This window comes from Paraburkholderia diazotrophica, from assembly GCF_900108945.1.
GTDB lineage: Bacteria > Pseudomonadota > Gammaproteobacteria > Burkholderiales > Burkholderiaceae > Paraburkholderia > Paraburkholderia diazotrophica.
Window position 1 is genome coordinate 56,788 of the sequence record NZ_FNYE01000033.1, and the last position, 12,519, is coordinate 69,306.

The window sequence follows — 12,519 nt, forward strand, 5'->3', positions numbered from 1 at the left end:
GGCGCTACCGATGCGCAGCGGTTCATTTACGCTGGCCGTCCGCCGCGCGCCGGCAGCGCGCCCTGGTCTCGTAAGTCCGGCCGGGTCGCGCAATGCAAACGTTGTTTCGCGGCAGCGATGCCAATGTAATCTAGCCGCGACAGTTCTGCAAAGGATATCGCGCTTTCGTCGCGCTTCGCGTTGGAACTTCGGGCTTCGTTGCCCCTGCACGCCGACGATGTCGAACGAATGCCGGCTCACGCTTTGTTACGCGTTTATGGCACCGCGTCGCGGCCGCGCGCCGCCGCGCCTTCAATCTCATGTACCATCGGCGCGAACGCCGAAACGGGCGGGCAGCATCTGCAGCGGATGCAGCAGACGGGCACGAGCCGTTGCGCGCGGAGAGCCCGACCGACATCATTGGACCAACCTGATCACTTCCTGACACTACGCATTCCCATGAAGCCTTCCGACGGACGTCCACCGGAACGCACGCCTCGCCGCAAGCCGCCTCACCTCGTCGCCCGCTTCGTGGCGATCTCATGGCGCGATCTCGCCGTGTCGTTCGGCCCGATCCTGCTGATCAGCGCAATCGCAATCTACATCGCCGTGCGCCTGATCCAGCCCGCGCCGCCCGACACGCTGACGATGGCGGCGGGCCCGAAAGGCAGCACCTTCTGGGTGGCCGCGCAGAAGTACAAGGCGATCCTCGCGCGCAACCGCATCACGCTCAACGTGCTGGAGACGGAAGGCTCCGCCGACAACCTCACACATCTGACCGATCCGCATGCGAATGTCGACGTCGGCTTCGTGCAGGACGGCATCGCGCCGTCGAAGGAGATGACGGATGGGCTGATGTCGCTCGGCAGCGTCGCGTATGTGCCCGTCGCGATCTTCTATCGCGGCGCGATGGTCACGCTGCTGTCCGAGTTCAAGGGCAAGCGCATGGCGATCGGCGCCGAAGGCAGCGGCACGCGCGAGCTGGCGCTGCAACTGCTGAAGGCCAACGGCATCACGCCCGACGGCCCGACGAAGCTGCTGCCCCTCTCCGGCGACGACGCCGCCCAGGCGCTGATCGCGGGCAAGATCGACGCGGCCTTCCTCACGGGCGACAACGCGCAGCCTCCCGTGATGGGCAAGCTGTATCGGACGGCGGGCGTGCAGTTCTACGATTTCACGCAGGCGGGCGCGTATGCGCGGCGCTTTCCGTATCTGACGCAGCTCGAAATGCCGATGGGCTCGTTCGACCTCGGCAAGAACCTGCCGTCGACGACGCTGCACATGATCGCGCCGACGGAAGAACTCGTCGCGCGCGATTCGCTGCATCCGGCGCTTTCCGATCTGCTGATCGAAGCGGCGCGCGAGGTGCACAGCAAGGCGAGCGTGATGCAGAAGGCGGGCGAGTTCCCCGCGCCGCTCGCGCACGACTTCCCGATCAGCGACGATGCTGCCCGCTACTACAAGTCGGGCAAGAGCTTCCTCTACCGCATCCTGCCATTCTGGCTCGCGAGCCTCGCGGACCGGCTGCTGGTCGTGCTGGTGCCCGTCATCGTCGTGCTGATTCCGGGGCTCAGGCTCGTGCCGTCGCTGTATGCGTGGCGCGTGAAGTCGCGTATCTACCGCTGGTACGGCGCGCTGATCGCGATCGAGCGCGAGGCGCTCAACGATACGTCGGCGGCCGAGCGCGAGGGGCTCGTCGAGCGGCTCGACAAGATCGAAGAGTCGGTCAACGGACTGAAAATGCCGCTTGCCTATGCGGACCAGTTCTACGTGCTGCGCGAGCATATCGGCTTCGTGCGGGCGCGTCTCATGCGCGATTCTGAAGCGGCCGCGGCGGCCGCCGCGCGCGACGTGGCGGGCGAAGCGCAATCGGCGAGTTCGACCGGCGCGACCGATTCGACTGGCTCGACCGACTCAACTGGCTCGACCGGCTCGCAGGTCGAAGCACACGTGCATTCCGGTGGCGCGATCAGCCGCGCCGAAGCACGCGCCGCCAGTCACGAAGCTCACGCAGACCGCGAAAGATCGGGCCGCGAAGAGTAATCGTTCCCGTGAACGCCCGCTGAAGAGCCGGACGCAGCAGCGCCGTTTCATCAAATGATGCGAACGGGGCGTGCTTTGCGTAAGATCGAATCAACCAGAACGGGCTGACGCACGGCATCCGCGCCAGCCCGCCGACTCAGGAAACCGGGAGACATCATGACCGATGGCATCGACGCCACGCAGCCACTGTGGTTTTACGACTTTGTCTCACCGTTCTCGTATCTGCTGCTTGAACAGCATGACAAATGGCCGGGGCTGCCGTTCGTGTTCACCCCCGTTCAGCTGAACGATCTGTATCGCCACTGGCGACAGCGGATCGCCTACGATGTGCCCGCGAAACGCATTTTCACGTACCGCTACGCGCTCTTTCGCGCCGAGCAACTGGGCATCCCATTCAGGATGCCGCCCGCGCATCCGTTCGACTCGGCCAAGCCGATGCTGCTCGCAACGGCGCTCGGCGCCGATTTGAATACGGTGCGCGAGATCTTCCGCTTCATCTGGCGCGACGGCCGCGATCCGTCGACGGCGGATGGCTTCGCCGCGTTGTGCGAGCGCCTGAACGTGCCCGACGGCGAGGCGCTGATCGCGCGCGAAGCGACGCGCGCCCAACTGACTCGCAACGGCACCGACGCGATCGCCATCGGCGTATTCGGCGTGCCGACGTTCTGGCTCAACAAGCAGTTGTTCTGGGGCGAAGACGCGCTGCAGATGGTGCTCTACTGCGCGCGCACGCCGAACTGGCTCGAATCGAAGGAAGTGAAGCGCATCACGTCGCTGCCGTCGGGGCTCACGAAGGCCTGAGCGGGCGGCGTCTGGCGGCGAGGCGTCCGTCGTCGGGCGACTGCTGCACGACGGGCCATCGCGCGACGCTGGCAACACATGTCGTGCATCGCATGGCGCCCGTAGCGCGACATCCGTTGCACAGCGCCCGCTGCACGGCGCCATTGCACGACGCCCACAAAGCGCGCTGCTCACGATCCGTGATGCCCGTCATACCGCTTGCGCTATGGCCGACGCGCGGCAAACGGGCCTAAGGTTATAGCTTCGCGCGTGCGGCGCGATGCTGGCAACGGGATCATTGCCCGCTCGCGATGCACGGCTCGATACCCGCATTCGAATGCCTTCAACGGGCCTTCCCCGCCCCGCCGATTCATGGACGACAACGCCGCTTCACTCGATATCTGGCTCGTGCGCGTGCTGCGCACGCTGCTCGTCGAGCGCAGCGTCACGCAGACCGCGTTGCGGCTGAACCAGACGCAGCCCGCCATCAGCACCGCGCTGCGCAAGCTGCGCGAAACGCTGAACGATCCCATCCTCGTGCGCGGCAAGTCGGGCATGGTGCCGACGGAATACGGCGAATCGCTGCTTGCTTCCGCACAGAAAGTGCTGCGCGACGTCGATTTCGTCGCAACGCCTCATGGCGACTTCGATCCGGCGCGCTCGCGCCGCACGTTCCGCGTCGCCGCGCCCGATTATCTGAACGACTTCTTCATGCCGACGGTGATCGCGCAGTTTCGCGAGGCGGCGCCGCATGCGCGGCTCGAAATCGAATCGCTCGGGCCGCTGCTCGATCATGCGTCCGCGCTCGATGCAGGCGAGCTCGACCTCGTGATCGGCAACTGGCCGAAGCCCGATACGCGCTTCGAGCGCAGCGACCTGTTCTCCGATACCGTCGTGTGCATGATGCGCGCCGACCATCCCCTCGCGAAAGCGCCGCTGACGCGCGACGCGTATCTCGCCGCGCCGCATCTCGCGCCCGCCCACTACAGCGGCGCGCGCGGCGGCGCGATCGACACGGGCTTCAAGCGAGCGAACGCGTCGCGGCGCATCGTCGCCACGCTGCCCTACTTCGGGCTCGTGCCGCAGGTGCTGCTGCAGTCCGACCTGATCTTCACGACGACGCGCCGCTTCGCGCGGCATTACGCGGAGATGCTGCCGCTCGCGGTCGTCGACGTGCCGATTCCGTTTCCGCGCATCAAGTGCTATCAGATGTGGCATCCGCAGCCGGACCGGCCAAGCGATATCGCGTGGCTGCGCGGGCTGATGGCGCAAGTGTCGGAGATGCTGGTGGCAACGAAGGGGCGGCGGGGGACGAAGTAAAGCGCCGTGCGTTCATTCGCGGACGCCCGCGCAAAGCGAGGCAAAAGCGAAGCAAACGAAAGCAGCGCACGCAAAAAAACAGGCGCAGCAGCCTTTGCCGCCGCGCCCGCTGGAGGAACCGAAGGTCGCGTCAAACGCCGATACACGGCGCGTTCAGAGCGGAGCCAAAGTCCGCAAGCGAAACCTGCTGCGTGCGCACTTGCAGCAGCTCAGCGCACACGGCCACTGCAATCGACGGCGGCGCCTTGTCGACGATTCCCGGCACACCGATCGGACAGGTCATTTCAAAGAGGCGCTCAGCATCGACGCCTCGATCCATCAAACGACGCTCGAACTTCACGCGCTTCGTCTTCGATCCGATCAGTCCGAAGTACGCGAAGTCGCGCCGCCGCATGATGCGCTCGGTCAGCGAAAAATCGAGCGCGTGATTGTGCGTCATCACGAGGAAGTACGCGCCCGGCGGCGCTTCGTCGACGATGGCAGCGGGCGTGTCGGTCGCTTCGACCTGCACGTTCGCGGGCACTTCGTCGGGGAACAGTTCGTCGCGTTCGTCGACCCATTGCACGACGCACGGCAAACGGCCAAGCAGCGCGATCAGCGCATGACCGACGTGGCCCGCGCCGAACGACACGATATGCATCGGCGGCGGCAGCTTCGTCGCGTGGCCGCTGCGTCGGCCGATCTGAACAGGCATGTTGGAGAAAGACGGGACGCGCATCATGGCGAACACTCCGCAACTCGGGTTGAGCGCCCGTCCAGGCGGGCGGCACGCACCGCGCCGATCGCCTTCAGGATTTCTTCGCCCGTCGCGGGCGCGTTCAGCGGCGGATTCACCTTGTAATCGCCGACTGCGGCCACCGCATCGCGGATCGCGAAGAACACGGAGAACGGCAGCAACAGCGGCGGCTCGCCCGTCGCCTTCGAGCGGTGAATGCTGTCCTCCGCGTTGCGGTTCTTGAAGAGACGCACGCGGAAGTCGGGCGGCGTATCGTTGACGGTCGGAATCTTGTAGGTGGATGGCGCGTGCGTCATCAGCTTGCCGCCCGCGTTCCACCACAACTCTTCCGTCGTCAGCCAGCCCATGCCCTGGATGAAGCCGCCTTCGACCTGGCCGACATCGATGGCCGGGTTCAGCGACGCGCCCACATCGTGCAGCGCATCGGCGCGCAACACGCGCATTTCGCCCGTCAGCGTGTCGATCACGACTTCAGACACGGCCGCGCCATACGAGTAGTAGAAGAACGGCCGCCCTTGCAGCTTCGCCTGATCCCAGTAGAGCTTCGGCGTCGCGTAAAAGCCATCGGACCACAACTGCACGCGCGCGACGTACGCTTTCGCGATCACTTCTTCGAACGGCACGACGGCATCGCCGATCAGCACGCAATCGCCCGCGAATCGCACCTGCGATGCCGTCACCTCACCTGCGCCGAACTTATCGGCGGCAAATGCGGCGAGACGTTCGCGCAACTGGCGCGCGGCATCCTGCGCGGCCTTGCCGTTCAGGTCCGAACCCGTCGATGCCGCCGTCGCCGACGTGTTCGCGACCTTCGACGTATCGGTCGCCGTCACGCGCACGCGATCGAAGCTCACGCCCAGTTCATGCGCGACGACCTGCGCGACCTTCGTGTTGAGACCCTGGCCCATTTCCGTGCCGCCGTGGTTCACGAGCACGGAGCCGTCGGTGTAGATGTGAACGAGCGCGCCCGCCTGATTGAAGTGCGTGACGTTGAACGCGATGCCGAACTTCACGGGCGTCAGCGCGAGGCCCTTTTTCAGCACTTCGTTGTTGCGGTTGAATTCGAGCACTTCGGCGCGGCGCCTGCGATAGTCGCTCGTCGCTTCCAGTTCGTCGATCAGTTCGTGAATCACGTTGTCTTCGACGATCTGGCCATACGGCGTCTGGTTGCGCTCGGTCTTGCCATACAGATTGCGGCGGCGCACGTCGAGCGAGTCCTTGCCGAGCGAACGCGCGATATCGTCGATGATGTATTCGATCGCGAACGCGCCCTGCGGGCCGCCGAAGCCGCGAAACGCCGTATTCGACTGCGTGTTCGTCTTGCCGCAGAAGCCATCGATCGCGACATCCGACAGGTAGTACGCGTTGTCGAAATGACAGACGGCGCGCGTCATCACGGGGCCGGACAGGTCGGCGGAAAAGCCGCAGCGCGACGTCATGTCGACGGACACGCCTTCGATCACGCCTTCGTCGTCATAGCCGACGTCATACGTATAGTGGAAATCGTGGCGCTTGCCCGTGACCATCATGTCGTCGTCGCGATCGGGGCGCAGCTTGACGGGGCACAGCAGCTTCCACGCAGCGAGCGCCGCGCAGCACGCGAACAGCCCCGACTGCGATTCCTTGCCGCCGAAGCCGCCGCCCATCCGGCGGCATTCGACCAGCACGTTGTGCGAGTGGACACCCAGCACGTGCGAGACGAGGTACTGCATTTCGCTCGGATGCTGCGTCGAGCACCACACGTGCATGCCGTCGTCGTCCTTCGGCACCGCGTATGAAATCTGGCCTTCCAGATAGAACTGCTCCTGCCCGCCGAGCAGCATCTCGCCCGCTTCGCGATGCGTCGCACGTGCGAGCTTCGAGACGGCGTCGCCGCGCGCGAGCTTCATCGGCGGAATCACGCTCTGGTTCGCGGCGCGCGCCTGCTGTGCCGTCAGCACGGCGGGCAGTTCCTCGAATTCGAATTCCGCGCGACGCGCGCCCAGGCGCGCCGCATCGTGCGACGTCGCGACGACGATGAACATCGGCTGACCGACGTATTGGACGACACCGTCCGCGAGAATCGGATCGTCGCCTTTGACGATCGGCGCGCAGTCGTTGTGGCCGGGAATATCGTCGGCAGTGAAGACGGCGACGACGCCGGGCGTCGCGCGCACCTTGTCGAACTTCATGGACAGGATCTTCGCATGCGCTTTCGGCGACAGTCCGAGCGCCGCGTGCAGCGTGCCCGCAAGCTCGGGGATGTCGTCGGTGTAGGTCGCGCGGCCGCTCACGTGCAGATGCGCGGACTCATGCGGACGCGACACGTGTACTTGCGTGAAGTCGGCGAGTTCCGTGGCGTCCTTCAGGAACGGTTCGGCTTGCTGGTTCATTCTGCTGGTTCTCCGTGATCCTGTTTTTAGACGGCCACACCGGCCGCAACGACTGCACGCACATCGAGCGCGCTCTTTTGCAGCGGATCGTTCGGGCGCGTTTCGAGCCAGAACCGGTACAGCGTGTTCTTTGCGGTTTCGAGGCGATAGCCGCCCGTCGCGCGCATATCGGTGAGCGGCTCGTAGTCCTTCGTGAGCGCGATCATCGCGGCCTGCGCGGTGGCTTCGTGCCAGTTGGCATCGGCGAGCGCGGCTTCGGCATGCGTCGCGCGCTTCGGCGTTGCCGCCATGCCGCCGAACGCGATGCGCGGCTCGCGGATCGTGTCGCCGTCCGCGATGAACGAGAACGCGGCGCACACGGCGGAAATATCGGAGTCGAAGCGCTTCGAAATCTTGTACGTGCGGAACGTGAAGTGCCTGCGCGCTTCGTTGCGCGCGGGTACCTTCAGGCCCACGACGAACTCATGCTCGGCCATGTCCTTCTTCTGATACGCGAGATACAGGTCTTCGAGCGGCAGTTCGCGTTCGACGTCGCCGCCGCGCAGCACGACACGCGCCCCGAGCGCGATCAAGCCCGGCATCGAATCGCCGATGGGCGAACCGTTCGCCACGTTGCCGCCGAGCGTGCCCGCGTTGCGAATCGGCAGCGATGCAAATCGCAGCCACATCTCAATGAGTTCGGGATACTGCTTCGCCAGCTCGGCATACGCGCGCTCGACCGTCACGCCCGCGCCGATTTCGATCCAGTCGTCGTTTGTCTCGACTTTCTGCAGTTCGGCGATCTGGCCGACATACACGATGCGACCCAGGTCGCGCATCATCTTCGTGACCCACAAGCCGATGTCGGTGCTGCCCGCGAGAATGCGCGTCGCGGGCGCGTCGGCCTTGATCTTCGCGAGCGCGTCGATCGTGCGCGGCGCATCGAACGTCTGGCCGTTGAATTCGTAGCGGAAGGTTTCGCCGCGCTCGAGCGTCGCGAGCTTTTCAGCCAAGGCCTTCACGTCGACGGGCGCTTTCGGCGCGGGCAACTGGAACATGCGCTCGGCCGCATCGACGATCGGACGATAGCCCGTGCAGCGGCACAGGTTGCCCGTCAGCGCGTTGGCGATCTCGGCGCGATCGGGCACGGTGCGGTTCGCGCACGCGTGCTCATGGCCATGCTTCTCGTACATCGACCACATCGACATCACAAAGCCGGGCGTGCAGAAGCCGCATTGCGAGCCGTGGCACTCGACCATCGCCTCTTGTACCGGATGCAGGCCGCCGTCCGGCTGGCGCAGGTCTTCGACGGTAAAGAGCGCTTTGCCGTCGAGCGTCGGCAGAAACTGGATGCACGCGTTGACGGCCTTGAAGCTGACGCCGCCCGCGTTGTCGCGCTCGCCGATCACCACCGTGCACGCGCCGCAATCGCCTTCCGCGCAGCCTTCCTTGGTGCCCGTGCAGCGCGCGTCCTCGCGCAGGTATTGGAGAACGGTGCGGGTGACGGGCGCGCCCGTGATCTCACGGATCGCGTTGCGATGGTAGAAGCGGATCGGCTGGCTCATGTCTTGTGCTCGTTTCGGTTATCCGCATCCGCATGGGGAATGCGGACGGTGCGGCTGACGGTTCGAAAAGTAGCATCATCAATAATTACAACCCATAGGCTCGATCGCATGGGGGACATACAGCTGGAGAGATAAATTGGGACGGCGGCGGGCCGCTGCGCTTATGTTGCCGAGTCCGGTTCGAGTTGTTTTCGTTGTTATTCCCTTATCTAGGACAACGCATGCGCTGACGGCTAGCGGTCAAAGTCCTTCACAAGCCGGGAAAATTGACGGGAATCCGTCAGCGCCGCCATCCAGCCCCGTTTCATCCACGCGAAAAATATTGAGCAGGGTCTGCAAGGGAATCGGTTCCATGGGAAAATCACGCCTTCCCGCCGATTTCAAGTCTCGTTTTCCCCCATGTCCGTCGACTCCGCTACGCCGCGCAGCGAATTTGCGACCACGTTGCAGATCATTCCCGTCGTGTTTTTCACGTTCCTTTGCTACCTGACGATCGGCATTCCGCTCGCGGTGCTGCCGGGCTATGTCCACGGCGATCTCGGTTACAGCGCCGTGCTCGCGGGTCTCGCGATCAGCGTCCAGTACTTCGCGACGCTCGCATCGCGGCCGCTCGCTGGCCGTTCCGCCGACACGCTCGGGCCGAAGAAGACAGTGACGATCGGCCTGATCGGTTGCGGCGCGAGCGGCGTGCTGCTGCTCGTGGCCGTGCTGCTCGGCCAATGGCCCGCGCTGAGCCTCGGTCTGCTGGTGCTGAGCCGCCTCGTGCTCGGCTTCGGTGAAAGCCTGTGCGGCACGGGCGCGATCCTGTGGGGCATCGGGCGCGTCGGCACGACCAACAATGCGCGCGTGATTTCGTGGAACGGCATCGCCACTTACGGCGCGCTCGCGATCGGCGCGCCGCTCGGCGTCGCGATTGCGCATGCCGTCGGATTCTTTGCGCTCGGCGTCGTCGTCGTCGCGCTCGCGGCGCTCGGCTACTATCTCGCGCGTCTGATCGCGCCCGTGCCCGTCGTGCACGGCGAACGCATGTCGTATCGCAGCGTGTTCACGCGGGTGCTGCCGCATGGCATCGGGCTCGCGCTCGGCTCGGCGGGCTTCGGCTCAATCGCGACGTTCATCACGCTCTTTTACGCGGCGAATCACTGGCCGAACGCGGCGCTGTCGCTGACGGTGTTCGGCACGCTGTTCATCGGCGCGCGGCTTTTGTTCGCCAACACGATCAAGACGTACGGCGGCTTTCGCGTCGCGATTGCGTCGTTCTCGTTCGAATGCGCCGGCTTGCTGCTGCTGTGGCTCGCGCCCGTGCCGCACGTCGCGCTGGCGGGCGCCGCGCTGACGGGCTTCGGCTTCGCGCTCGTGTTCCCCGCGCTCGGCGTCGAAGCGGTGGGACTCGTGCCGCCCGCGAGCCGTGGCGCGGCGCTGTCCGCGTATTCGGTATTCCTCGATCTGTCGCTCGGCGTGACGGGGCCGCTGGCGGGCTATATCGCCGGTGAGTTCGGCTACGGCTCGGTGTTTCTGTTCGCGGCCGTGGCTGCCGCAGCCGCCGTCGCGCTGTCGACGATGCTCTACCTGCGCAACGCGCGCACGCCGAACGCGCCGGCAGCGGCGTGACGGCCGCCTGAATCCGGATCGAAAAAAAAATGCGACGCCGCGTGCGTCGCTTTTTTCATTGGCGGCCCGCTCATTGGCGGCCCGGCTTTCGCCGATCAGGCGTTCAGCGCTTCGCCCTTCGCGCTGCTGCTCGCGAGCGAACGCTCCAGCGCCGCGACGCCCGCAGGCAGATCGACGTTTACGCCGAGATCGATCATCGTCCGTCCGAACGCGTGCAGCGTACGAAACAGATTGTGTTCGCGCGCCTGCTCGCCCATCTGGCCGATCCGCACGATCGGCAAGCCGAACGATCCGGATATCTCGACCTGATGATGACGCGAGATATGCCCGCAAATATCGCCGGGCGTGAGATCGGGCCGGTCTTTCGTCGGCACTTCGATGCCGACCACGGAGTTCAGCCGGCACTCGGCGGGTGCGTACAGTTGCAGGCCCATTGCGCTGATCCCCGCCTGTAGCGCGAGGGAGCACTTCAGATGCCGCGCGAAGCGCTTCTCCAGCGTCTCCGCGCACACGAGCCGCAGCGCCTCGTGCAGCGCGAGCACGCCCGACACGGGCGCCGTGTAGTGGTAGCCCGCGTTGTGCCAGAAATTCTCGGCTAGCGATGCGTCGAGGCACCAGTGCGCGCTTGCATGCGAGCGTCCTTTCACGCGCTCCCAGGCCGCATCCGAAAACGCGATCAGCGATACGCCCGGAATCGACGACAGTCCCTTCTGCCCGCCCGTGATGACGGCATCGATGCCCCACGCGTCCATTTCGAGCGGCATCGTCGACAGCGTGCACACGGCATCGACGACGACGAGCGCACCCGACTTCTTCGCGAGCGCCGCAATGTCCTTCAGGTGATAGTTCCAGACGGTGTTCGAAGTCTCGCCCTGCACGATCGTCACGATCTCGGGACGCACGCGGCGAATCGCCTCCTCGACCTGTTCGAGCGTCGCGACCGTGCGGTCCGCGACTTCGAGCAGCGACACATCCGCGCCGACGCGCCGCCCCATTTCAGCCATCCGCGCGCTGAAGAAGCCGTTCTTGATGCTGAGCACGCGCGTGCCGGACCACGCGAGATTGGAGATCGCCATTTCCATCGCCGCCGAGCCCGGACCCGCGACGCCCAGCACCCACTTCGAGTTCGTCTGGAACACGTAGCGGGCCATCGTCTTCACCTGTCCGACCACCTTGGCCATCGTGCCGCCCAGATGGTTGATGACGATCGCATTCGCCTTCGCGACGGCGGCGGGAATCGGCACGGGGCCGGCGCCCATCATCAGGAGTGGTTCTTCGGGAAGAATTGCATCGAGCGATTCGACTTCGGGACAGGGAACGACGTTGGACGTTGTAGGGGTCATGACGGAGACGCGCGAAAGATGAACGTTGCAGGAAAGATGGCCCGCCGCGCGCAACAACACCTGCGCGCGGCGGGCCATCTTTCGATCATTCACCGATATGCGCGCTTGCGCAAGCGTTCGGAGAGATTCGATGACGAATCCGGAAGAGCCGTCTTCGCTCGATCTGTTCGCTTGACCTCTCTTCTCGCCAATGCGTCTTGTCGTCGAGACGCGATGCCGATCCTTGTACAGCGCGCATTTGCGGCTGCGAATCCCATCATTACGGATTTTCGTATGAATCTTTTTAAAATTATGCGCAAATTAATTCATCTATCGATTTAACGGAATTAATTGCATGCGCGTACGAATAACGATAGGGATTAACCCGCGTCATTCGAAACGGAAGGTAACGCGACGTATTCGTGTCAGCCAACGGTTTTGGCGCTTTTGACCGATATCAAAAATCGTCCCGCGCCGTATCCATTGACAGACGTCGTTCCCTCGCAAGGTTGTCGGACGGGGCGAAGACCATTTTTTTCAGCCGATTGCCTTATATTTCGGCATTTGAGGCTTGCGAAATCGCCTTGACAGATTCCGCCAGATTAAAGCACGCTGGTTTTTACATTTGCGAAATAACATCGTCCATTCGATAAATATTGAAATTCCCAGTCGCTGTCAATACTATTTTTTTGGATGACCTGGTAAAAATTCCAGAACCGGCAATCGTTTGTAATCGGCCGGTACACCGCCAGCGAGGCCGATGCGGACAGCACGCTGCCGCACGCCACGCCGGATCAACGACGCGCGGTTAA

The 12,519-nt window shown here is 64.3% G+C and carries 9 protein-coding genes; 5 read left to right on the plus strand and 4 right to left on the minus strand.

From position 1 onward, the window contains the following. Nucleotides 1-438 precede the first annotated feature (438 nt). The 3 genes from BMW76_RS30305 (at nucleotide 439) to BMW76_RS30315 (ending at nucleotide 4,122) form a co-directional block, all read left to right on the plus strand. Entirely contained in the window at nucleotides 439-2,022 is a 1,584-nt protein-coding gene (locus BMW76_RS30305) for a TAXI family TRAP transporter solute-binding subunit (RefSeq protein ID WP_090871935.1), read from the plus strand. A gap of 156 nt (nucleotides 2,023-2,178) precedes the next feature. Beyond that, complete coding sequence (locus BMW76_RS30310; protein ID WP_090871937.1) at nucleotides 2,179-2,823, plus strand: 2-hydroxychromene-2-carboxylate isomerase; 645 nt, start codon at nucleotides 2,179-2,181, stop codon at nucleotides 2,821-2,823. 351 nt (nucleotides 2,824-3,174) lie between these two features. Then, a complete protein-coding gene (locus BMW76_RS30315; protein WP_090871939.1) occupies nucleotides 3,175-4,122 on the plus strand; it encodes a LysR substrate-binding domain-containing protein in 948 nt (315 codons plus the stop codon). Nucleotides 4,123-4,252: 130 nt separating this feature from the next. On the opposite strand, the gene xdhC is transcribed toward BMW76_RS30315, so the two are convergent. From xdhC to xdhA, 3 genes are read right to left on the minus strand one after another with little or no spacing between them, the layout of a single operon-like run. Next, entirely contained in the window at nucleotides 4,253-4,843 is a 591-nt protein-coding gene (gene xdhC / locus BMW76_RS30320) for a xanthine dehydrogenase accessory protein XdhC (protein ID WP_090871942.1), read from the minus strand. Then, nucleotides 4,840-7,230 carry a xanthine dehydrogenase molybdopterin binding subunit gene (gene xdhB, locus BMW76_RS30325; RefSeq protein WP_090871944.1) on the minus strand — a complete coding sequence of 797 codons (2,391 nt, stop codon included), beginning with the start codon at nucleotides 7,228-7,230 and terminating at the stop codon, nucleotides 4,840-4,842. The genes xdhC and xdhB overlap by 4 nt, the downstream gene beginning before the upstream one ends. 26 nt (nucleotides 7,231-7,256) lie before the next feature. Continuing rightward, entirely contained in the window at nucleotides 7,257-8,774 is a 1,518-nt protein-coding gene (gene xdhA, locus BMW76_RS30330) for a xanthine dehydrogenase small subunit (protein ID WP_090871946.1), read from the minus strand. 399 nt (nucleotides 8,775-9,173) lie between these two features. On the opposite strand from xdhA, the gene BMW76_RS30335 reads away from it, so the two are divergent. Further along, entirely contained in the window at nucleotides 9,174-10,385 is a 1,212-nt protein-coding gene (locus BMW76_RS30335; RefSeq protein WP_090871948.1) for an MFS transporter, read from the plus strand. Between the two features lie 95 nt (nucleotides 10,386-10,480). Here BMW76_RS30335 and BMW76_RS30340 read toward each other — a convergent pair whose 3' ends face one another. Further along, nucleotides 10,481-11,728, minus strand: a complete 1,248-nt coding sequence (locus tag BMW76_RS30340; RefSeq protein WP_090871991.1) for a pyridoxal-phosphate-dependent aminotransferase family protein — start codon at nucleotides 11,726-11,728, stop codon at nucleotides 10,481-10,483. Between the two features lie 18 nt (nucleotides 11,729-11,746). Here BMW76_RS30340 and BMW76_RS40590 point away from each other — a divergent pair, with 18 nt between their 5' ends. Beyond that, nucleotides 11,747-12,049: a hypothetical protein gene (locus BMW76_RS40590; RefSeq protein ID WP_143062354.1), complete on the plus strand. Its 303-nt coding sequence runs from the start codon at nucleotides 11,747-11,749 to the stop codon at nucleotides 12,047-12,049. Nucleotides 12,050-12,519 lie beyond the last annotated feature (470 nt).